At 62.0% G+C, this 20,379-nt stretch carries 16 protein-coding genes and 1 tRNA gene; 7 read left to right on the top strand and 10 right to left on the bottom strand.

The window, feature by feature from the left end; genetic code table 11:
- The first annotated feature begins 69 nt into the window (after positions 1–69).
- Entirely contained in the window at positions 70–336 is a 267-nt protein-coding gene (locus ACFQDI_RS21190; RefSeq protein WP_377170660.1) for a hypothetical protein, read from the top strand.
- A 21-nt stretch (positions 337–357) separates the two neighbouring features.
- Here the strand turns inward: ACFQDI_RS21190 and ACFQDI_RS21185 are convergent, their stop codons facing one another.
- The 3 genes from ACFQDI_RS21185 to ACFQDI_RS21175 form a co-directional block, all read right to left on the bottom strand.
- Positions 358–618, bottom strand: coding sequence for a hypothetical protein (locus ACFQDI_RS21185; protein ID WP_377170658.1), 261 nt, complete (start codon positions 616–618; stop codon positions 358–360).
- Between the two features lie 141 nt (positions 619–759).
- Positions 760–1,695, bottom strand: a complete 936-nt coding sequence (locus tag ACFQDI_RS21180; RefSeq protein ID WP_377170656.1) for a sodium:calcium antiporter — start codon at positions 1,693–1,695, stop codon at positions 760–762.
- 86 nt (positions 1,696–1,781) lie between these two features.
- Positions 1,782–2,609, bottom strand: a complete 828-nt coding sequence (locus tag ACFQDI_RS21175; protein WP_377170654.1) for an NAD(P)-dependent oxidoreductase — start codon at positions 2,607–2,609, stop codon at positions 1,782–1,784.
- Between the two features lie 116 nt (positions 2,610–2,725).
- Here ACFQDI_RS21175 and ACFQDI_RS21170 point away from each other — a divergent pair, with 116 nt between their 5' ends.
- Positions 2,726–5,437, top strand: coding sequence for a cation-translocating P-type ATPase (locus tag ACFQDI_RS21170; protein WP_377170652.1), 2,712 nt, complete (start codon positions 2,726–2,728; stop codon positions 5,435–5,437).
- On the opposite strand, the gene ACFQDI_RS21165 is transcribed toward ACFQDI_RS21170, so the two are convergent.
- The gene (locus ACFQDI_RS21165) at positions 5,398–6,414 is read right to left on the bottom strand and encodes a peptidylprolyl isomerase (RefSeq protein ID WP_377170650.1); all 1,017 of its coding nucleotides are present in this window, start codon (positions 6,412–6,414) and stop codon (positions 5,398–5,400) included. The two genes, ACFQDI_RS21170 and ACFQDI_RS21165, sit on opposite strands and share 40 nt — an antisense overlap.
- Before the next feature lie 144 nt (positions 6,415–6,558).
- Here ACFQDI_RS21165 and ACFQDI_RS21160 point away from each other — a divergent pair, with 144 nt between their 5' ends.
- Both ACFQDI_RS21160 and ACFQDI_RS21155 read left to right on the top strand, forming a co-directional pair.
- On the top strand, positions 6,559–7,362 hold the full coding sequence (locus tag ACFQDI_RS21160; protein WP_377170648.1) for a hypothetical protein: 804 nt from the start codon (positions 6,559–6,561) through the stop codon (positions 7,360–7,362).
- A gap of 259 nt (positions 7,363–7,621) precedes the next feature.
- A complete protein-coding gene (locus ACFQDI_RS21155; RefSeq protein ID WP_377170646.1) occupies positions 7,622–9,376 on the top strand; it encodes an MbnP family protein in 1,755 nt (584 codons plus the stop codon).
- 93 nt (positions 9,377–9,469) lie between these two features.
- Here ACFQDI_RS21155 and ACFQDI_RS21150 read toward each other — a convergent pair.
- A tRNA-Gln gene (locus ACFQDI_RS21150) sits at positions 9,470–9,543 on the bottom strand.
- A 337-nt stretch (positions 9,544–9,880) separates the two neighbouring features.
- Here ACFQDI_RS21150 and ACFQDI_RS21145 point away from each other — a divergent pair.
- The gene (locus ACFQDI_RS21145) at positions 9,881–10,624 is read left to right on the top strand and encodes a hypothetical protein (protein WP_377170644.1); all 744 of its coding nucleotides are present in this window, start codon (positions 9,881–9,883) and stop codon (positions 10,622–10,624) included.
- A gap of 22 nt (positions 10,625–10,646) precedes the next feature.
- Here the strand turns inward: ACFQDI_RS21145 and ptsP are convergent, their stop codons facing one another.
- The 5 genes from ptsP to ACFQDI_RS21120 all read right to left on the bottom strand — a co-directional run bounded on the left by ptsP (position 10,647) and on the right by ACFQDI_RS21120 (position 16,952).
- On the bottom strand, positions 10,647–12,407 hold the full coding sequence (ptsP, locus tag ACFQDI_RS21140; protein ID WP_377170642.1) for a phosphoenolpyruvate--protein phosphotransferase: 1,761 nt from the start codon (positions 12,405–12,407) through the stop codon (positions 10,647–10,649).
- 52 nt (positions 12,408–12,459) lie between these two features.
- A complete protein-coding gene (locus tag ACFQDI_RS21135) occupies positions 12,460–13,308 on the bottom strand; it encodes a tetratricopeptide repeat protein (RefSeq protein WP_377170640.1) in 849 nt (282 codons plus the stop codon).
- A gap of 121 nt (positions 13,309–13,429) precedes the next feature.
- Complete coding sequence (locus tag ACFQDI_RS21130; RefSeq protein WP_377170638.1) at positions 13,430–14,512, bottom strand: sialidase; 1,083 nt, start codon at positions 14,510–14,512, stop codon at positions 13,430–13,432.
- A gap of 113 nt (positions 14,513–14,625) precedes the next feature.
- Positions 14,626–16,287, bottom strand: a complete 1,662-nt coding sequence (locus tag ACFQDI_RS21125) for an esterase/lipase family protein (protein ID WP_377170636.1) — start codon at positions 16,285–16,287, stop codon at positions 14,626–14,628.
- Positions 16,287–16,952 carry a 3-keto-disaccharide hydrolase gene (locus ACFQDI_RS21120; protein ID WP_377170634.1) on the bottom strand — a complete coding sequence of 222 codons (666 nt, stop codon included), beginning with the start codon at positions 16,950–16,952 and terminating at the stop codon, positions 16,287–16,289. The genes ACFQDI_RS21125 and ACFQDI_RS21120 overlap by 1 nt, the downstream gene beginning before the upstream one ends.
- A 66-nt stretch (positions 16,953–17,018) precedes the next feature.
- Between ACFQDI_RS21120 and ACFQDI_RS21115 the strand changes: the two genes are divergently transcribed.
- Together ACFQDI_RS21115 and ACFQDI_RS21110 are read left to right on the top strand one after the other, a co-directional pair.
- Positions 17,019–17,531 carry a gluconokinase gene (locus ACFQDI_RS21115; RefSeq protein WP_377170632.1) on the top strand — a complete coding sequence of 171 codons (513 nt, stop codon included), beginning with the start codon at positions 17,019–17,021 and terminating at the stop codon, positions 17,529–17,531.
- Positions 17,528–20,359 carry a PD-(D/E)XK nuclease family protein gene (locus ACFQDI_RS21110; RefSeq protein WP_377170630.1) on the top strand — a complete coding sequence of 944 codons (2,832 nt, stop codon included), beginning with the start codon at positions 17,528–17,530 and terminating at the stop codon, positions 20,357–20,359. Before ACFQDI_RS21115 ends, ACFQDI_RS21110 begins: the two co-directional genes overlap by 4 nt.
- Positions 20,360–20,379: the final 20 nt, after the last annotated feature.

Raw genomic sequence — 20,379 nt, 5'->3', positions numbered from 1 at the left:
ATCCTGTGCCCAGCATCGCGCAAGATGCGTGAAGCTGATGCCATGAGATGGATTAACATCTGAAAAGCCATGAACTCAGAGACGACACCGCACGCAGCCGAGCTTTCGCTTCATCAAACGCTGAGGCGGGTGGAGGAGTATGTGAGACGTGAGCCCACGAAAGCAGCCGCCGCTGCGCTGGGCACGGGGCTGGTGCTCAACCTGCTGCCGCCGCGCCTGCTGGCGAGCGTGGCCGGCAACCTCGTGACGCGCCTGCTGCCGCCGGTGCTGCTCGGGCTGGGTGTGCTCAAGGCCTTTGAAATATGCTGTGACAAGGAGACTGCCAGGAAGCGCTGAGGCTTTTGAGGTTCTCTTTTTTCAGAGCACCGGGCCATCATCTCCCCAGAGCAGCAGAGGCTCGGGATCGTCTGCCAGAGTGTCCCAGTGCAGACTGCCATCCAGATGGACACAGGGAGGCGGCTCCTGAGGATAGTAGATGGCGCGGACTCCTGACATCTGAGCCGCACCCAGGTGGCCACCCAGCACCACGCTCTGCTTGACCATCAACCGCAGGCACCTGCAGCCATCTCTCCAGGGGCACTCGAGTGAGCATTCCAAGTTGGTGGCGTGCTTGTTCATGGCCGGAGCTGTGAAACAGCACCAAGGACGCAAGAGAGACGGGCGTCTATGCGGAGTCTCCCGAAGCCGCTGCTAATGGAATCCATTACGATGCGGTGCGGCAAGAGGGGCCGTGTGAGGCGGCACGCGCGTTTTTTTGGCTCAGTGAGCGGCGCCCTGATTCAGGGTGAGCACCATGTAGGCGGCATAAAGAGCGAGGAGGACGATACCGCGCCAGCGGGGGATGCTGCCATCAAGGCCGGGGATGATGAGGAGCGTGGTCACAGCGCCAAAGAGCAGGCAGGGCATGATCTCGGGCAGCCTGACTGCGTAAGGATGGATCAATGCCGCGACAGAGGCGATGAAGAGGACATTGAAGATGTTGCTGCCGAGGATGTTCCCGAGACCGACGTCATGATGGCCGCGCATGCGCGCAATGAGTGTGGTGGCGAGCTCTGGCGTGCTGGTGGCCACGGCCACAACGACGGCACCAACGACGAAGGGGCTCCAGCCGAGGGCGGCGGCCACGCCTTTGCCCCCATGAACCACAAACTGCGCCGCCCCAATGAGCACGAGCAGCCCAACCAGGCTGAAGCCGAGCATCTTTGAAACCGAGACTTTTTCCACCGGCGCCGCGCTGGCGGCCGCATGAGCACGGGCATGACGGATGACCACGAACAGCCAGGTGAAGAAGCAGGCCATCATGATGACGGCATCCTGCCTCGAGAACCAGCCATCCATGAGCAGTGCATAGACCAGGCCGGGGGCCAGCAATGCGACGAACCAGTCCCGCCAGACGCCGCCGTCCTCCGCCTTCATGCCGGAGAATGCCAGCACTAGGGCGAGCACGAGGGAGACATTGACCACATTGCTGCCAAGCACATCTCCCAGGGAGATCTGCGGCACGCCATCCATAGCGGAGTGAACCGCCACCATCAGCTCCGGCGAGGATGTGCCAAAGGCCGCCACCGTGACGCCTATGACAGCAGCAGGCCAGCGAGCCCAGGCAGCCAGCCCGACCCCGCCTCTGACAAAGAGCTCACCTCCAAACCATGCGAGCACGACACCTGCGATGAGATAGCATACGGATTCAGTCATATGAGACGGGGGACAGTGGCTCACTCCTCGTCAAAGACGTGTGCGACGGCAAGTGCGATCGCCGCATGATTTTGGAATGGACAATCTCAGCGCTGCCCGATGACGCTGAAGTCGAGATCTCCCTTTCCGGCATCCACGCCGGCGCGCATCGCCGCAGCGGTGCATTCGAGCGCGGGGGTCGTGAGTCCGGCCTGAGCGGCGAGCTCGCGGGCGAAGTCGGCGTCCTTGAGCATGTTGCGAAGTGCGAAGTGAGGCTCGAAGTCGCCTTTGATGATGGCGGGCAGCTTCATGCCGATGAGCGTGGAATAGTTGGCGTTTGACTCCAGGGCCTGGTGCAGGCGCTCGAGGGGGATGCCATTGGCCTTGGTGATGTCCGCCGCCTCGGCCACGGCCTCGACGATGACTGCGGAGACAAGATTGGTCACGATTTTGAGCACCATGGCCTCACCGACGCCGCCGAGGGGCAGGATTTTGGCGGCGCTGGCCTCAAGCACAGGGCGGGCACGCTCAAGCAGAAGATCGCTGCCGCCGATGTAGTAGCAAAGCTTGCCGTTCTGAGCCGCCATTTTGCTGCCTGTGAAGGGAGCATCCAGAAAGGCAGCGCCGGTGTCTTCGACGATCTGCGCAGCCTGGAGCGTGGCCTTTTTGCTGACGGTGGCGTGATTCATGACAAGGTGGCCGGCCTTGAGGGCGGGCTTCATGTCTTCAAGGGCGTCGAGCAGGGCGGCGCTGTCCCGAACGAAGATCTGGATGATGGAGGCGGCACCGGCGACTTCGCGAGGGGATGCGAGGAAGTTGGGCACGGGACGGGCGCTGCGGCTCCAGACAAAGACCTCGTGCCCGGCTTTGCGGAGGTTTTCCGCCACACGACTGCCGATGATGCCGAGACCGAGAATGCCAACGTTGGGTTTCATGCCACGCCCTTAGCGTGCATTTGAAGGCGTGCAACGCCGAGGTCTGCCGCAGGCCATGGCAACAAGGGGGGAGCATTGCACATGGCAGCGGAGGTGATCCTGAATTATGGTGAGGCATGCAGGCATTTCCATCGCCCGTCTGGCACGCGACAGAACCAGGAATGATTCTGGCGGAGCTGAAGAGCGACGCCGTGGCCGGACTGAGCAGCGAGGCGGCGGCCGAGCGCCTGAGGCAGAGCGGCCCGAATGAACTTCCTGAAGAAAAGCCGAAGGCGCTGTGGCGGGTGTTTGCCGCACAGTTCGCGAGCCCGCTGATCTACCTGCTGTTTGTGGCGGCGATGATCTCGCTGGCGATGGGGCATGCCAGCGACGCGGCGGTGATCCTGGTGGTGGTGCTGATCAATGCGCTCATCGGCGCAGTGCAGGAAGGCCGTGCGGAACACTCGATGACGGCGCTGCGCAGGCTTTCGGCGGTGAAGGTACGCGTCGTCAGGGATGGCAGGGAGGCGATCATCGAAGCGCGCGAACTGGTGGCGGGAGACATCCTGCTGCTCAGCGCAGGAGACCAGGTGGGGGCGGATGCGAGGCTGCTGGAAGCCGCGGCCCTGGAGGCCACCGAGGCTGCGCTCACGGGGGAGTCGCTGCCGGTGCTGAAGAACATCGAAGCGGTGGATGCGGAGGCGGGGCTGGGCGACCGAAGAAACATGATCTACTCAGGCACGCACCTCACCGCAGGCCGCGGGCGGGCGGTGGTGGTGGCGACCGGACTGCAGACCGAGGTGGGCAAAATAGCGAGCCTGACGGCAACGGCGGAGGAGCCCAAGACACCGCTGGAGACAAGGCTGAGACACTTTGGGAACTGGCTGGTGGGAGCTTCGATGGCGCTTTTTGTGCTGATCATCGGATTTGGACTGCTGCGTGAGATTCCCTTTGTGAGCATTTTCATGGTGGCCATCAGCCAGATGGTTTCAGTGGTGCCGGAGGGGCTGCCGGTGGCGATGACCATCGCGCTCGCGGTGGGCATGCAGCGGATGGCGAGGCGGGGAGCCATCGTGCGGCGTCTTGCCGCGGTGGAGACGCTTGGGGCCACCAGCATCATCTGCAGCGACAAGACGGGCACGCTCACCAAGAATGAAATGACTGTGACAAGGCTGCTGCTGCCCAGCGGGCTGCAGGTGGAGGTCACAGGCGCGGGCTACTCCCCCGAGGGCAAACTGCTGGCCGAGGGGCGGGAGCTCACCGCCCAGGATGATGCCTCGCTGAGGGCATTGCTGGAGGCCATCGTGCTTTGCAACGACGCGAATCTCGTGCCGCCGGAGGCCGAAGAGGCCCACTGGCGCCCGCTGGGAGACCCCACCGAGGCGGCACTGCTCACGGTGGCGCTGAAAGGCTGCGTGGAGCCTGAGACACTGCGCCGCGAGTGGCCGCGCCGGGCGGAGATCCCTTTCGACTCCAGCCTGAAGATGATGGCCACCCAGCATGGCCATGGAGGGAAGTGCCGCGTGCTGTTCAAGGGGGCTCCCGAGAAGCTGCTCGCCCTATGCGATGGTGCGACGCTGGATGCTGCCGGGGTGCATGAGACGTCTGAAAAGCTGGCAGCACGGGCTCTGCGTGTGCTGGCCGTGGCCGAAGTGAATGACGCGCCGCTGGATGAGGAGGCAGGTTTTGAGCCGTGGCGCGGCAGGCTGCGCTTTCTAGGACTGCTGGGACAGATGGATCCACCGCGCGAGGAGGTCAAGACGGCCGTGGCGGAGTGCGTGGCGGCGGGCATCCGGCCGGTGATGGTGACCGGTGATCACAAGGCCACGGGGCTCGCGATTGCGACCGAACTGGGCATCGCCAAGCCGGGCGACATCGCGGTGGACAGCGCGGAACTCAAGGCGATGCCCGAAGAGGAGCTGAGCGCGAGCCTGGAGCGCATCTCTGTGTTTGCGAGGGTGCAGCCGGAGCAGAAACTGCGGATCGTCAAAGCCTTCCAGGCAAAGGGCCAGGTCGTCGCCATGACGGGAGATGGAGTCAATGATGCACCGGCACTGGCCGCCGCCGACGTCGGAGTGGCGATGGGCATCACCGGCACGGAAGTGGCCAAAGGGGCCGCCAAGATCGTGATCACGGATGACAACTTCGCCACGATCGTGAAGGCGATCGAGGAGGGAAGGCTGGTGTATCAGAACCTCAAGAAGGTGGTGCTGTTCCTGTTTGCGACCTCCATCGACGAAGTGAGCGTGCTGCTGCTGGCGCTGCTGTGCGGCTACCCGCTGCCTCTGGCGGCCGTGCAGATCCTTTGGATCAACATCGTGACCGAAGGGATGGTGACGGTGAACCTGATCCTAGAAGGGCTGGAGGGGGATGAAATGCGCCGGCGCCCCACGCCGGTGAACGAGCCGCTCTTCACCCGGCCCATGCTGGAGAGGCTGCTGCTCATGGTGAGCACCTCGGTGGCGGCAGTCTTCGGTTTCTTCCTGTGGCGGCAGGCCAGCGGTGCTCCGTTTGCGCTGGTGCAGACAGAGACGTTCACCCTGATCGCCGTGACCCAGTGGTTCAATGTTTTGAACTGCCGAAGTGCGACACAATCCGCCCTGAGCCTAGATGTGCTGCGGAACCGATGGCTCGCGGGAGGTCTGATCCTTGGCAATGCGCTGCATCTGCTGGTCATCTACACCGCCCCGATGAACCGGATTTTCCACACGGTGCCGATCCCGCTGGCGGATGTGGCCATCCTGGGCGTCATCGGCAGCAGTGTGCTGTGGATCGAAGAAATCAGGAAATGGCTGGTGCGCCGCCGCATTCAAGGCGCCGGTTCAGCACGATCAATGACTTCGGCGTGATAAGACACGGGCTGTGGCAGGTGGCGCCGCAGTTCGGCAATGAGACGATTAACCGCCTCTGCACGGCGTCTGCTGGTGAGGAAGGCGGCGATTTCCCCCTGCACTTCGGCCAAGGCTGGCAGGCGAGGAGGGTGGCGGTCCATCAGGATGATGAGATGCCAGCCCAGCTTCGTCTGCACCGGCTCGCTGACCTGGCCCAGAGGCAGCTTTTGCAACGCGGCCATGAAGTCCGCCGGCATGCGCTCCTGAGTGAACCAGCCGAGATCCCCACCCAGGAGCTTGCTGCGCTCGTCCTCCGAATATTCCCGGGCAAGCTGAGCGAAGGTCTTCTTTTTTGCCAGGAGCTGGCGCCGAATGTCCTGCATTTCTGCGCCACGATCCGGCTTCGTCTTTTCATGCCGGCTGAGGAAAATGTGCGCGGCGTGGCAGGCCTGCGGAATGAGCAGGGTGTGGCTGAACTCATCATACCAGGCACGCACCTCCTCCGAAGTGACCGGTTTGATGTAGCGCTGACTTTGCCCGGCTATCCACGCCTCATCCAAGTGCGCAACGAAAATCTGCGCGTCCATGGCCTTGGGTGTGAGGTGTTGCGCAGCCAGGCGCGCTGGAAATTCTGCCGGATCAGCGAACTGACGCCGGAGTCTTTCCGACTCAAGCTTCGACGCTGCGCCCACAGCCACAGTCCCGCCGCTGCTGCCGCGAGAGGCACCGACGATGCGGGAGTCGATCAAATTCTCCAACACCCGCCTGCGAGTCTGGTGCCGCTCCTCGGCACTGAGCGAGCTCCAGACTGCGTTGTGTCTCCACAGATGTTCGCGCAGCGCCTCCTCCAGTTCATGGCGCGTGATCGACTGGCCCAGCACTTCAGCAGCCACTCCCCCACCCTGCTCAGGCATGGGGAGCAGAAGCAGAAGGCCACAGGCTGAGAGAAGCGCGACGACCAGCCTCCAAGGAAAGCCCGGATGTGAACCTGACATGATCATTCAGAGGCTAGAACAGTCCGGATTGATGGCAAGACGATGGTGTGCGCCTGATTGACAGCATCAGAAGTTTTTGTATTTTATAAAATTCACAAATTAAACCTAGATTTACCGGGGCATTGTTATAAATTTTAGACAGCCATGATGTTTCGACGCCTAGTAACACTGATCTTTGTAACACTGATCTTTGCGGCCTGCACCGTCACTGCCGGGGCTGCCACTATCAGCGTGACCGGACTGAACAACAACGGCGACTCGATTGGCCAATATGACATCGGTGGCCAGCTCTACTGGTGGTTGTGCATTGAGCCCGGCACCCCTGCCCTGAGCAACCAGACGATCACGGCGGAGACTTACTCGCTGCATGATGGCTGGACGGTGCAAAACACCGAGCGGAACAGCATCTACCAGTCCGACCCGTTTTTCTATGCCCCCATCGTGACGAAGCAGGTCGCGGTGATGGAGTATGTGCTCGACACCTTCCTGCCGTGGAACACGCTTGCCGGTGCCTCGGGACGCTTCCTTGAGCAAAGCGGTGACTACAACAATTTCGGCAACAACGACACCTTTTACAACGCGATGTATGCCGTGCTGGATTTCCTGGGCCAGACCGAAGGCAAGCCGACAAAGTACGACTTCACGAGCATGGCAGATTACCTGGATTACTACGCCGGCCTGGGCACTCCAGTGGGGGACGCACGCTCGTCCATTTTCCAAAGCATTCTGAGTGACGTGTCCTCCAAAGATTCGCTGGGTTTCTTCGACACCTATACCGCACAGCACTACTATTTTACGGTCAACACCCTCTATCCTGAAGCCGATGTGAACAACTGGCAGGACGGACTTGTGATCGGTGGTTTCACACCTGTTCCCGAACCTGGCGGAGCCTTGCTGATCGCGAGCTGCGGCATCGCGTGGACGCTGCGCAGGCGCCGGATCGGCTAAGGGTGGTGTATTGAGGTCCTGCTCCATGCCTGCCTGAGGCCTGGGAGAACTGGTGGCGCCTCTGGGCTGAAGGAGACGGAATGTCGCCGGCCTCAAGACACACACAGGCCGGCTTGTCGTGCGAGGCTCAGCCATGCCTCCATGGTGCGCGCCCATTTACAAACACCTGACTTGTGAATCCAGTGCCAGCGCGGGATCTGTACCCAGAGGGACCCAAGGTTTGTCATTTATGTGCCGCATTTCATCAAGCGTCCAGGCTATGGAAAAGCCGCGAGGGTCTTGGGCATGGCTGGCGGTGTGTTTGCTTGCCTGGACGGGCCTGCCACCGGCCTCAGGGCAGGACCTGCAGCTAGAGATTGAGCCTGTGGCCCAAAGTCGGGCGCTGCGGCTGGATGAACCCCTGAGAGAGATGGATGCGGCCCGGATCACGAGACTGGACTGCCTGCTCTCAGGGGTGGCTCTGCAAAAAAAGGACGGCACCTGGCTGGAGTCCAAGGACTGGTTTTCCTACCTCAGTGTGGCCGGTGGGCGACTCAAGGCGAAGATCAAGGGTCTGCCGGCGGGGGAGTACAAGGCGATAAGCTTCCGCATCGGGCTGGATGAGGCGACCAACCAGTCTGATCCGAATCGATATGCGGCGGATCATGCGCTGAATCCCCAGGTCAACGGGCTGCACTGGGGCTGGCAAGGAGGCTACATTTTCATGGCTCTCGAAGGGCGTTTTTTGAAGGAGGGCAAGGAGAGCGGTTTTTCATATCACCTCGCCAATGCCCCGCAGCTGATGAAGGTGGAACTGCCGGTGGTGTTTCACGGCGGGCGTCCGCTGACCCTGAAGCTGGAGCTCGATGCGGCAAAGATGCTGGCGGGCGTCGATTTTGCCAAAGACGGCTCGTCGACCCACTCACGCCCGGGCGATGCGCTGGCGATGAAGCTGAAAGCCAACGTCGAGCAGGCATTCCGAGTGCGGAGCCTGGACTATGACGTTTACCAGACCCCGGCATTTGCGACGCAGCCCGCCCCCCTGCCCTCTGGCACGCACGCCCTGACACCGGCGATGACGCAGCGCTTTCCCCAGGTACAGCTGCCTGCAGACAACCCGCTGACGGAGGAAGGCGTGGCACTGGGCCGGCGGCTGTTTCATGAAACGAGGCTGTCGGTCAACGGCACCCAATCGTGCGCGTCATGCCATGAGCAGGGGCATGCGTTTGCGGATGCACGACGCTTCAGCCCCGGGGCGCAGCAGCAGCAAGGCACGCGCAATGCGATGCCGCTGTTTAACCTGGCCTGGCAGCCGGCTTTTTTCTGGGACGGCCGCGCCGCCACCCTGCGAGAACAGGTGCTGATGCCGATCCAGGATGCGCATGAAATGAACGAGACGCTGCCAAGCGTGATCGGCAAGCTGCAGGCGGACGCCGGGTACAGGCAGGCCTTTGCCGGAGCGTTTGGCAGCGCGGACATCACGAGCGAGCGCCTGGCGAAAGCGCTGGAGCAGTTTCTACTGACGCTGGTCTCGCAGGAGTCGCGCTTTGACCGTGCGGTGCGCAAGGTGGCGGAACTGACGGAGAGCGAGAAGCGGGGGCTGAGGCTCTTTGTGACGGAGTTTGATCCTAGCCGCGGGCTACGCGGGGCCGACTGTTTTCACTGTCATGGGGGGACGCTGTTTGCCAGCCAGCCGTTTGCCAACAACGGCCTGGAACTGGCGGAGGATGACCACGGCCGGATGGGTGTGACGAAGCAGGCCGCCGACCGGGGCAAATTCAAAACACCCAGCCTGCGCAATGTGGCCCGCACAGCGCCGTACATGCATGACGGCCGGTTTGCCACGCTGGAGGAGGTGGTGGAACACTACAGCAGCGGTGTGAAGCTCACCGCAACGCTGGACCCGAACCTCGCGAAACACCCGGAGAACGGCCTCCAGCTGACGACGCAGGAGAAGGCCGACCTGGTGGCATTTCTCAAAACGCTGACGGATGAGACCTTTGCCAACGGCGCAGCCAAGACCGCTGCCAGGTGAAATGCCATACAGCGCGCGGGGACGCCGGTGAACCGTGTGGATGACGCCGAAGGCGTAGAGCACTGATGCGGTTTGGGGCTGTGCCGCCCAAAGTGGTTACCCCGCAAGGACTCGAACCTTGAACGAGAGAATCAAAATCTCCTGTGTTACCATTACACCACGGGGTAGGAGGTGTTGCGGCGATGATATTAGAGCCTCCTTTCCGCTACGCAAGGGCGGCTTGGAGCTGAATTGGACCGGTTTTCATCCCTTTTGCCCAATCGCACCGAGGCGAAGCGGTGACCGCGCCTGCAAAAACCGGCCTGATGGGGCATGCCGCAGGAAAAAGGCTGGGTCAGAGAGGCGGGTTTCAAACGTGCGGCAAAGCCTTTCCGCCTCCTTGTGGGGCTCAATTCCAAGATCTAATGATAGCCCTATTTTATTAAAATTATGGCCATATGAAATATTTATCCTTGCAATATATTTTATAAATTGCATAATTATCATGTAATTTAACAAACCATTATGAAGAAGCTCATCCTCATCCAAAACGACTATCCTGGCACTGGTAAGAGCACTTTGGCGCTCTGCTTTCACCGCTACCTTCAGCAGTATGGAGTGTCTCATCAGCTGCTCACTCTGACCGAAGATGAAGCGGTGTGTGCGGCAGATGTGACGGCACTCGATGCCAGCTCACTGACGCCACGGTCGTTCCTGGCGCATGTGGATGCCTCGCCGCTGACGATTCTGGATGTGAGTACCGGCCTGGGTGAGTTCTTCAACAAATTTTATCAAGGCTGCGAAATGGATCAGATCCTCCAGGCCGCGGGTGTGGCCCTGTCTGTGGTGCTGCCAGTGACGGTGGACCGCGAGAGCTTTGACTCGGTCATTGATGCGGCCGAGGTCTTCTCTGACAATGCGGAATACCTGATAGCCCACCTGGTGACGAGCTGCTATGACGAGGACGACAAGGTCTGGGACACGAGCTATGCAGCGCGGGTGATGGACATGTTTGAAGCCGTGGAACTGCACATTCCGGAAATCACCTTCCAGGCAGAACTGAGCAACGAGCACCTGAGCCTGGACAGCGCGCTTCAGCTGGAAGATGCCGAGGAACGCCTGGGCAAGGAATACACCAAATGGCACCGCCGGGTCGTGGGCCAGGTGGACAGTGCGCGCCAGTACCTCTTTGGAGACGCTTTCCGCCCGACGATGGCCCCGAAAACGGCCAAGCCGGTGCGCAAGGGCAAGGCCAAGATGGCAGCCTGAACCTCCCTTACCGAACCAAGGGCTACTCGAACAACTCGGGGTAGTTCCGATCCGCGACAGCCCGGCTGAGAGATCGTATCTCGGCCGGGCTGGTGCATGTGAGGACAGCGTTAGCCAGGGCTTCGCATTCCTGCACGTTGAGACGACGGACGGCGTGTTTCAGGCGCGCGATCTGAGTGGTGGCCACGCTGAGCTCATTGAGCCCGAGACCGATCATCAAGGGAGTGAGGGTCAAATCGGACGCCATTTCACCGCACATGCCAACACGGATCCCCGCGGTGCGGGCCGCCTTGACCGACATGGCAATGAGCCGCAGCACAGCCGGATGGGTGGGCTGGTAGAGCTTGGCGACACGGTCATTGAGCCGGTCCACGGCAATGGTGTACTGAATGAGGTCATTGGTGCCCAGGCTGAGGAAGTCCACTTCTGCGGCGATCAAGTCGGCGGAGAGGGCGGCGCTGGGAATCTCGATCATGGCGCCGATCTCGATCTCATCCGGCACGTCCACGCCTTCAGCGGTGAGTTCATCGGCGCAGTCGTTGAGCACGGCCTTGGCCTCCAGGACTTCCTGAACTCCGGAGACCATGGGGAACATGATGCCGACGCGGCCATGCACGGCCGCACGCAGGAGGGCGCGCAACTGACGTTTGAAGAGATCCTGCCTGCCGAGTGAAAGGCGGATGCCGCGCCAGCCCAGAAAGGGGTTGGGCTCGGGCTCGACCGCAAGACGCTCATCGACCTTGTCCCCGCCGAGATCCAAGGTGCGGAAGACCACACGCTTGGGAGCCTGGGACTTCACCACCTTGCTGTAAGCGGCGGCGAGCTGGTCTTCAGTGGCGTCTGGATTTTCCAGGTGGAGGAATTCCGTGCGGAAAAGCCCGACCTCCTCGGCCCCGCTGTCCTCCACGATCTTCATTTCCTCAATGAACTCGGCATTGGCGCCGACGCAGATGGCGGTGCCGCAGCGTGTGAGGGACGGCTTGTGGCGCTCGACTTGGAAGACATCCTCCCGCCGTTCAGCCTGCTCCTCCCGCAGGCGATAGCGGGCGAGGGTTTCAGCGTTCGGGTTTTGAATGAGCAAGCCGCCTTCACCATCGAGCAGGACGGTGTCGCCGCTGTGAAGATCGTCGCAGATGCCATGGAGCCGCACCACCGCCGGCAGCGCCAGCGAGCGGGCGATGATGGCGGCGTGGGAGACGGCGCTGCCGGTCTCCAAGGCGAAGCCGAGCACTTTGCTGCGGTCCAGCTGGACGGTGTCCGAGGGGGTGAGGTCATGCGCGACGACGATCACGGGCTCGTCAAACATGGGGTGGTCAAGCAGCTCTCCGCGGAGGTGGCGCATGACACGCTGAGTGACGTCTTTCACGTCGAGAAAGCGCTCCCGGAGGTAGGTGTCTGAAAGCCCGCGGAGGGCGTCCATGTGCTTGCACATGAGCTTGTAGTAGGCCCAGTCCACGCAGACCTGCTGCTCGCGCACGATTTTTTCGGTCTGCTTTAGAATCGTGGAATCCTGGAGGATGAGCAGATGGGTCTCGAAGATTTCGCTCTCGGCGCTGCCGTGCTCTCCGGCCATGACGCGCTGGAGTTCCTCGATCTCCTTGGAAGTGACGGCGAGGGCGGCGTGGAGGCGCTCCATTTGCTGGGCCTCGGTGCCGGGCTCGATGCTGTCTTCGTCCGGCTCATCGAAGTGATCCTTAAGCACATGGACCACTGCATGAGCCACCCCATCGGACACAGCGGTGCCGGTCCAGGTCTTTTCTTGCAGAGGTGCGGGCGAAATCATTTCTAGCCCCATCTTTCATGCGGACTATGCGTTTGGCAAACGCCACGGTGCATCAAACTGCGGACAGGAGCTTTTCCATGCGCCGCTTCAAGGCATCTGCCTTGGCATCTTCGCCTATGATCTCTAGCATGGCGATGTAGTCAGTGCCGATCGTCTCGTAGCTGCGTGCCTCGTAAGGCAGCTGCTGCTCCAAAATGCCCAGGCTTTTTTCAAAATGCTGCTGAGCGGCTGAATTGTCCCTCAGTTCATGGCAGGCGGTGGCGAGATTGCAGAGAGACTGGGCCACGTCCCGGTGGTTTTCCCCGAGGACCTCGATGCGGATCTGAAGCCCGTCCTCGAACATTTCCTTTGCCTGGTCTGGAAAGCCGGCGGCATAGTAGAGGCTGCCCAGGTTGTTGAACACACAGGCCACGGACTCCGAGGAGCGGCCGCGCTTGTTTTCCAAAGTCTCCAGCGCCCGGAGGTAGTGCTGCTCTGCGAGGGCAAATTTGTCCATGCACTTGTAGGTCATGGCCAGATTGTTGCGAAGCTGGGCCGCGACTTCGAGGTTGTCCCCGCCGAGGGCTTCGTGATTGCTGATGGCCTCTTCATAGTAGGAGAGGGATTCGGCCTCGCGGCCGGTGAAATCGAGGAGTGTGGCGAGGCTGGTGCGCACATTGGCCATCACATCTGCGGGCAGTTCCAGATCTTTCCCGGCCTCCAGGGCCTCACGGTAGGAGGACTCTGCGGCGGCGTTGTCCCCGGCGTCGCGCTGGGCATCTCCCAAGGCCTGGAGTGCACGGACCAGGCCGGGGGCCTTGCCGGGGAATTCTTTCACTGCTTCACGCTGAACCTCCACCGCCTCGTAAGCGGCTTGGATGACAGAATCGGCAGTGGCAGCTGAAAAAGAGTTTTCGGGCATGATCGCGACAAAAATGGTCCAGGTGGAGAGTGTGTACCTTCGTGGACACAGCGCCCCCCCGTCAAGTGCCGCGTTTGCCCCAAATCACAAAACTCTGGGGATCAGCCTGGGACATGATGGCTCAGGGTTTGAGCCAGTATTCGAAAAAGCGGTAGATTTGCTCGTTGGACTCCTCATTGGGGTCGTGCTTTTCACGGTTGGTCATGGCCACACGGCTGGTGGCGCCGAGGAGCTGATTGACCGCAATGGCGTGATTGAGCGCGAGCCAGCGCTTGGGCGGGTCTTCAGCCCCCCCGGAGACAAGGAAGGGACGCGGAGCCATCAAGGCATGCAGCTCCTGGAGGTCGTGCCCTTTCTCGATGAGGGTTTTGTAGGCGCCGGTGCGGGGGCTTTCGGCGCTGACCAGACCGGGCTTGCGGGTGACGGCGGGGTCCAGGCCGAGGTACCAGGGCTCCTGATAATTGATGCTCTGGCGTGTTTCATCGAAGACGATGCCGGGGTCGCTCCAGACGGCGCAGGCATATTTTTCCCAGAGGCAGGAGCCGAAAAGGGACCACTTGCCGCCGTAGGAGTGGCCGACGATGCCGATGCGGGCGGCATCGACCTCCGGCAGTGAGGCGAGTGCCTGATACATGTTGGCGCTGATGTAACCGAGGTAGGAAAGCGGCTGGCACTTGGCAGCCTCACTGAGCACGGGCTTGCGTGCGTCGCCGCCGGGGGAGCCGATCGAGAGGGTGACGAAGCCACGGCGTGCCAGCTGCCAGGCGAAGTCGCGGAGCGGCTTGGTGCTGAGGCCGGCGCTGGTTTCGGGATCGTAGTAGGGCACGAAGACGGCCGGCTGCTTTCCTGCCCTGGCGGGGAGCAGCAGGTAGCCATCGCCGGTCTGGCCGGGCGCGATTTCGACGCGCACTTTTCTCTGGGTGACGCCCCCTTCCCTCTGGGCGGTCTCGAGGACTTCGATCTTTGGATGCTCGATGACTGCAGGCCATGCGCCCATGATGGCATGCCAGTCTGCGAGGATCTCGGCACGCCGCCGGGGCCAGTCTGCCGCCTGTTTTACCTGGCTGCCATCTTTGAAAACGAGGGGGGATTTTCCCGGATGGAGGCGGCCTGAGAACTCAGAGGGAACCTGGGTGAACGGCAGCTCATTGGCATGGGCCAGAGTGGCAGCGGCCAGAAGGCCGGAAAGGAGCAAAAATTTCATGGGTTGGAATGACATGAACGTGATTCGGAGGTGGTTCCATGCGGGCATGCCGACTGGAATGTGATGACCGGCCCAAAAAATGTGCGAGGCCCATCCCGCTGGCGGCCGGGGCCTCAGGGCCTGCTGAGCCCGCTTTCTTGCAGATGCTCGTGCAAAATTCGGGTGACTTCCTTCACGACCTCAGGGCGCTCCACGCAGCCATGCCAGCAGGGGACGATTTTTTCCGACTTTGCGCCTTCGAGGTGAGAACTCCAGTAAGGGACCGCGCCATCGGTGCTTTCGGCCAGAGGTTTGTGCCCGATGCGTCCTATGATGGAATGATAAGGCACCGGAATGGGCACGGAATTGAGCCCGTCATAGAAAGGGTGCTCATTGTAGAGCGTGCCGATGCTGAGAAAGGCAAAGAAGCCCCAGTCACGAATCTGAGGCGAGAGAGCGTCCGTGTTGCCGTTCATCAATTGCTGGGACAAAAGCAGGGTGTCCACGGGGAGGCGGATGAACGAGGCGAGGCGGCGCACGATGCCCATGCCAGCGATGTTGCTGCCGCGCTGCGGCGTGGTGATAAACACCAGGCGCTTCACCTCCGGCTGAGGCTTGAACTTGAGATTGCTGACGAGGCGCTCGCGGTCCGAGGCGGAGACATTGAGCTTTTCCGGGGGCTTGGTGAAGATGGAGTTCCAGAGCCTGTCCTTGGGATCGATGGCCTGCATGCGGCTGAGGAGCCCGCCCATGCTGTGGCCGACGAGGATCATGCGGTTCATGCCCGGATCATTGTGATCTGGGTCGTAGTATTCGCAGGCCTGCCGCAGTGAGGCGCGGAGGCGCTCGGAGGTCTGCGGCACGCTCATGCCGGTGGGGTAGAGGAAGTACCAGGGCTGATATTTCTTCCGCAGCTCGGGATCTGAACTGATGGCGTTGACGGTGTTCAGCCAGATGTGGGGGTCTGACATGAGGCCATGCACGAAGACCACAGGGATGCGCTGCGGATCATACGAGTCCATGCGGTAAAGCTGGCAGTCCCCGAGGGTGCGCTCGGGATAGAGCAGGCCGAGCCATGAAAACAGGCGCATGGTTTTCTTGGAGAGCGCACGGTCTTTGGCGGCGGTGAAGTTTGCAGCCAGCAGGCGCTCATCCTGGCGGATTTTCACGGTCTCGACATTGAGGGCATTGTGCAAATGCAGCCGGCAGCGGCGAGGAGTGACGGGGTCGGCATCGTCATCCTCCACCTCCATGACGGCGGTGAGGGTGAGGTTCCCGCCGTTTGGCGGCATGAAGGGATGCTCCTTGCGGGCATCGAGGGTGCGGAGCACGTGGCCGACAACCGGCACCCCTACGCCAGCGCGCTCGGCGAGGGTGTCGTCAGCATGGGTTTTCTTCCGTGAAGCAAGGATGATCTGATCCATGTGCGCGGGCGGGACTTCGCGGCGAGCATTGGCCCTGGGGTCAAAGTCGACCTGGAAGGACTGGGCTGCGGAGGTGAAAACGGTGCCGCTCTGCCAGTAGCGCGGGCTCTGATGACCGTCCCACTCACGCAAAAAACTGGCGAGGGCCTGATCATACTGGTCCTGTGCCTGGCGGCGCTTGGAGGAAGACCCGTGATGCATGCCATCCCAGCCGGCGACCAAACGATCCAGCGATGAGGCCAGGCGGCGTTTTTCACGCGCGGACAGGGCGGTTTCCGTGCGCGGCGTTTCCACACGGAGCTGCGAGTGGCAGGAAGCCAGCAAGCCGCAGGTGGCGAGCGCGAGAGAGCGGAGAACACTGCCGGACGCCATCACTTTTTCTCAGCGATGGGTGTGAGCCTGACGTTGCGGATTGCGGCCATGGTGTTGAAGGTCGTCAGCGAGAGCGGGAGGTAGCTTTCGATGGGGCCGGGACGAATGCTGATTTTTTTGCCTTCGATGTCTTCGTCGATGATCTGCTTGTCGCCGAGCCAGACGCTGAGGTTTTTCGGGGTGACGCGCAGCTTGATGGCATACCACTCGTCATCCTTGTAGCGCTGGTAGGTGGAGGTGTTGTTGTCGGAGGCGTCCATGCCGTCGATACAGGAGATGCCGGTGACACTGCCGCCCCAGCCGCCGCAGATGAGGGTGGCGCAGTGCTTGAGATCCCCGACGGGGAAAGTGAGACCGACGAAAAAATCGACGCCCTGCATGCGCTTGGCCTCGAGTGTGATCTCGTAGTTGGTCGTTGGCAGAGCCGCGGCTTTCTTGTAAATGGCACCGCTCACGTTTTCCCCCTGATTGATAATCATGAGGCCGCCCTCCAGTTCCACCTCACCGCTGCCACCGACGTCGACTGCTTCCCAGTCGTCGAGGGATTTGCCGTTGAAGAGAACGAACTCTTTGGCAGCCTGCGGCTTCGGTGCGGCAGGCTTGTCCTCAGCGGAGGCAAATGCGGTGCCGAGCACCAGAAGAGCAGTCAGGGTCAGATATTTCATGGGTTCGGCCCGCACCCTCAGCGTGGCATGCGCCACGGTCAAGCGTCACAAAAAACACCTTCCATCATGCTTCCCCCCGATCTAAAAACCATCATCATCATGGGCGTCTCCGGCAGCGGCAAGTCCGTCGTCGGCAGCCTGCTGGCAGCCAGGCTCGAAGGCGTCTTTGAGGATGGCGACGACTTTCACCCGGCCGCCAACAAGGCGAAGATGTCTGCGGGCACGCCGCTCAATGACGAGGACCGCTGGCCCTGGTATGCGACGCTGAGGCAACGCATCGAGGACATGCGCCACCTGACGCCGGTTTACGTGCAGGCCTGCTCGGCGCTGAAGCCTGTGTATCGAGACAAGCTGCGCGCGCATGACCACCCGGAGACGCTGCGCTTTGTGCTGCTGGACGGCACGAAGGAACTGATCGCCACCCGGCTGGCGGGTCGCAAAGGGCATTTCATGCCGCCCACGCTGCTGGACAGCCAGCTGGCCACGCTGGACCCGACGCCTGACATCATCCGTGTTTCGATCGATCAGACGCCCGAGGAGATTGTGAACGAAATCCTCAAGAAGCTGGAACACTCATGAGTGCGGAGGTCCGGCGGCTGTTCTGGGGCTGGGAGGCCCCGGTGCTGGATCAGGCCGTGGCACTGCTGTGCCGCGACTGGGACAAGGCGCGTGCGCTGGATCTCAGCAGCACGCTGCTGCTGGTGCCGAACGGTGAAGCCGGACGCCGGCTGCGGGAGGCGCTGGCACAAGCAGCGAACCAGGCAGGGACAGCGGCCGTGGTGCCGCATCTGTGGCTGCCGGAGCAGGCGCTGCTGCCACAAACGCGCCGATTTGAAGCAGCGACAGCGGTGCAGTCGCAGATGGCGTGGCAGCGCGCGCTTGAGCGAGTCCCGGCTGATTCACTCACGGCACTTTTTCCCAAGGCACCGACGTCTTCAGGATGGGGCTGGCAGGCGGAGACTGCACGCATGATGGCAGAGCTCAAAATGCTGCTGGGCACGGGGGGCCTGACCTTTGCCGCCACGGCTGAGCATCCTGCGGCGCAGAGAGACGCCGCGCGCTGGCAGGATCTGGCAAAGATCGAGCAGGTGTACTTTGAAGAGCTGGCGCAGGCGGGGGTGGCGGATGCGCAGATGCTCAAGCGCCGCCATGCCCATGACCCCGTAGTGCCGGAGGGGGTGAGGCGTGTTGTTGTGCTGGCCTCGCCGGACCTGCCGCCATTGCTGGATGCGTGGATCGCCGGCTGCGCCAAGCGGGGCGTTCAGGCCATCATCGCCATTCAGGCGCCGGAGGCGATGGCGCACAGTTTTGATGCCTGCGGGCGGCCGCTGCCGGAGCATTGGGGTGAAGAGGCCGGCTGCATTCTGCCCGTGATTGACAACCAGATCCATGTGGCGCGAGATCCGGCCGTGCAGGCGGCGCAGACGCTGAACCTCATGCGCGAGCTGGTGCCCACGGGCCGGACCGCGCTGGGGGTCTGCGATGCGGAAGTGGGCAGCCTGCTGCTGGAAAAACTCACGCTGGAAGGTGCGCGCAGCTTTGAGCCCGGCGGCATTCCGGTGCAGCGAGAGGGCATGTGGCACGTGCTTGACTGCTTCCGCGTGCTGCTGGGCACGGGTGCGTGGCGAGCCTTTGCCTCACTGCTGCGCGTTGAAGAATTTCGCAAGGCGGTGATCCCCGACAACGCGAACACGAACCAGCTGCTGCGAGAGGCTGATGACTTTGCCAGCGAGCACCTGCCCGTGACTCTGGCGCATGCGATGGAACTGCCGCTCGAAAACCGGCCCGCCCTGAAGCCAGCCATCCAAAACACGCTGGCACTGCTTGATTCCCTGCGAGGTGTGTCCCCGGCCAAGGCGGCACGAGGCCTGATCTTAAAACTGCTGGGAGATCTCCCATTCAATCCCGAAGCGCCAGGTGACCGAGAACGGACGGAGCTGGCCACGGAGTGGCTGCGCATCACGGAAGAACTCGAACAAGAGGCGCGGCGATTTGGCCTGAAGCCGGAGGCTGAGGACATGTTTGGGCTTTCGCTGGAATGCCTGGCCCAAAGCCGCCTGTCCGAGCCCCGCGGAGACATTGACCTGGTGCTGCAGGGCTGGCTGGAGCTGCTCTGGGAGAGAGCGCCGAACCTGATCGTGACCGGTCTGAATGAAGAACATGTGCCGGGCATCTTCATCAGTCATCCGTTCCTGCCGGACAGCCTGCGCAGGATGCTTGGGCTCCCTTGTCAGGAAACCCGCTTTGCGCGTGATGCGTTCATCCTGACTGCGCTGGTGCAACAGCGCCGGGGCAACCGAGGGTGCCTGCAGCTGCTCTGCGGCCAGTGGAGCGAAAACGGCGACGCCCTGCGCCCGTCGCGGCTGCTGTTTCTGTGCGAAGACCGGGCGCTGCCGGAGCGTGTGGCCCATCTCTTCCCCAAGGATGAAGATCAGGAGGCCGCAGCCGAGCCACCACGCACGCTGGCCTGGAAGCTGCAGCCGGACTGGAGCGCGAAGCCGCTGGAGACCATCTCCCCCTCCCGCCTGCGCGAGTACCTGAGCTGTCCGTTCCGCTACTACCTGAGCTGCACGAAAGGCATGAGAGCGGTTGAGACCAACAAACGGGAGCTGGATGCCGCCGAGTTTGGCAACCTGATTCATCACGCGTTTCACCGCCTCAGCACGGAAGCAGGGATGCGTGACTGCACCCATCCCGCGCAAATAGCCGACTGCCTGGAAACAGCCGCGCGCGACGAGGTGCGGAAGATTTACGGACAAAGGCCTGCACCGCTGATCACCCTGCAGATGGAAAGCATTTTGCAACGCCTGAAGAAGGCGGCGGAGATCGAGGCCAGGAACCGGCAGGAAGGCTGGCAGTGCGTGGAGGCGGAGCTGCAGATCGGAGACGAGGCGGAGGAATCTCCCTTTGTGATTGCGGAGGCCCGCCTGAGGGGCCGGATTGACCGGATCGAGCGCCATGTGGACGGCAGGCTGCGCATTGTCGATTTCAAAAGCTCCGACAAACCGCGCACGCCGCAGGAGGCACATGTCAAGGTGATCACGGCCCGCACGAAGCTGACCGAGGCGGAGGAGTGGAAGTGCTTTGACCTGCCTGAGGGGAGACGTGGGATGTGGCTGGATCTGCAACTGCCGCTGTACGCGGCCGCGATGCAGCAGCGAGGACAGCCCATCAGCAGCGTGGCCTACTTTGCCCTGCCCAAGAGCATTCAGGACACGGCCATTCTGCCGTGGGAGGGGTTTGACGCAGAAATGATCGAGGCTGCGAATCAGTGTGCCGCCGAGGCGGTGCGGCGCATCCGCAGCGGCCAGTTCTGGCCGCCAGCAGACCGCTCTCCCAACGCCAGCTTTGACGAAATCCTGCTGAACGACCCGCTGCACAGCGTTCAGCCGCCTCTTGCAAAATGACGGTGCCCCGTTTATCAACC

It is taken from the genome of Prosthecobacter fluviatilis (assembly GCF_042655725.1).
GTDB classification, from domain to species: Bacteria; Verrucomicrobiota; Verrucomicrobiia; order Verrucomicrobiales; family Verrucomicrobiaceae; genus Prosthecobacter; species Prosthecobacter fluviatilis.
The sequence above is the reverse complement of the archived record's forward strand: the minus strand, read 5'-3'. Positions and strand labels throughout refer to the sequence as shown.

Excerpts from the sequence above, each read along its gene's own strand:
- ACFQDI_RS21185 (WP_377170658.1), bottom strand. The coding sequence starts at position 618 with ATGAACAAGCACGCCACCAACTTGGAATGCTCACTCGAGTGCCCCTGG.
- ACFQDI_RS21110 (WP_377170630.1), top strand. The coding sequence starts at position 17,528 with ATGAGTGCGGAGGTCCGGCGGCTGTTCTGGGGCTGGGAGGCCCCGGTG.
- ACFQDI_RS21180 (WP_377170656.1), bottom strand. The coding sequence starts at position 1,695 with ATGACTGAATCCGTATGCTATCTCATCGCAGGTGTCGTGCTCGCATGG.
- ACFQDI_RS21125 (WP_377170636.1), bottom strand. The coding sequence starts at position 16,287 with ATGGCGTCCGGCAGTGTTCTCCGCTCTCTCGCGCTCGCCACCTGCGGC.
- ACFQDI_RS21120 (WP_377170634.1), bottom strand. The coding sequence starts at position 16,952 with ATGAAATATCTGACCCTGACTGCTCTTCTGGTGCTCGGCACCGCATTT.
- ACFQDI_RS21190 (WP_377170660.1), top strand. The coding sequence starts at position 70 with ATGAACTCAGAGACGACACCGCACGCAGCCGAGCTTTCGCTTCATCAA.
- ACFQDI_RS21115 (WP_377170632.1), top strand. The coding sequence starts at position 17,019 with ATGCTTCCCCCCGATCTAAAAACCATCATCATCATGGGCGTCTCCGGC.
- ptsP (WP_377170642.1), bottom strand. The coding sequence starts at position 12,407 with ATGATTTCGCCCGCACCTCTGCAAGAAAAGACCTGGACCGGCACCGCT.
- ACFQDI_RS21170 (WP_377170652.1), top strand. The coding sequence starts at position 2,726 with ATGCAGGCATTTCCATCGCCCGTCTGGCACGCGACAGAACCAGGAATG.
- ACFQDI_RS21130 (WP_377170638.1), bottom strand. The coding sequence starts at position 14,512 with ATGAAATTTTTGCTCCTTTCCGGCCTTCTGGCCGCTGCCACTCTGGCC.
- ACFQDI_RS21165 (WP_377170650.1), bottom strand. The coding sequence starts at position 6,414 with ATGTCAGGTTCACATCCGGGCTTTCCTTGGAGGCTGGTCGTCGCGCTT.
- ACFQDI_RS21175 (WP_377170654.1), bottom strand. The coding sequence starts at position 2,609 with ATGAAACCCAACGTTGGCATTCTCGGTCTCGGCATCATCGGCAGTCGT.
- ACFQDI_RS21135 (WP_377170640.1), bottom strand. The coding sequence starts at position 13,308 with ATGCCCGAAAACTCTTTTTCAGCTGCCACTGCCGATTCTGTCATCCAA.
- ACFQDI_RS21145 (WP_377170644.1), top strand. The coding sequence starts at position 9,881 with ATGAAGAAGCTCATCCTCATCCAAAACGACTATCCTGGCACTGGTAAG.
- ACFQDI_RS21160 (WP_377170648.1), top strand. The coding sequence starts at position 6,559 with ATGATGTTTCGACGCCTAGTAACACTGATCTTTGTAACACTGATCTTT.
- ACFQDI_RS21155 (WP_377170646.1), top strand. The coding sequence starts at position 7,622 with ATGGAAAAGCCGCGAGGGTCTTGGGCATGGCTGGCGGTGTGTTTGCTT.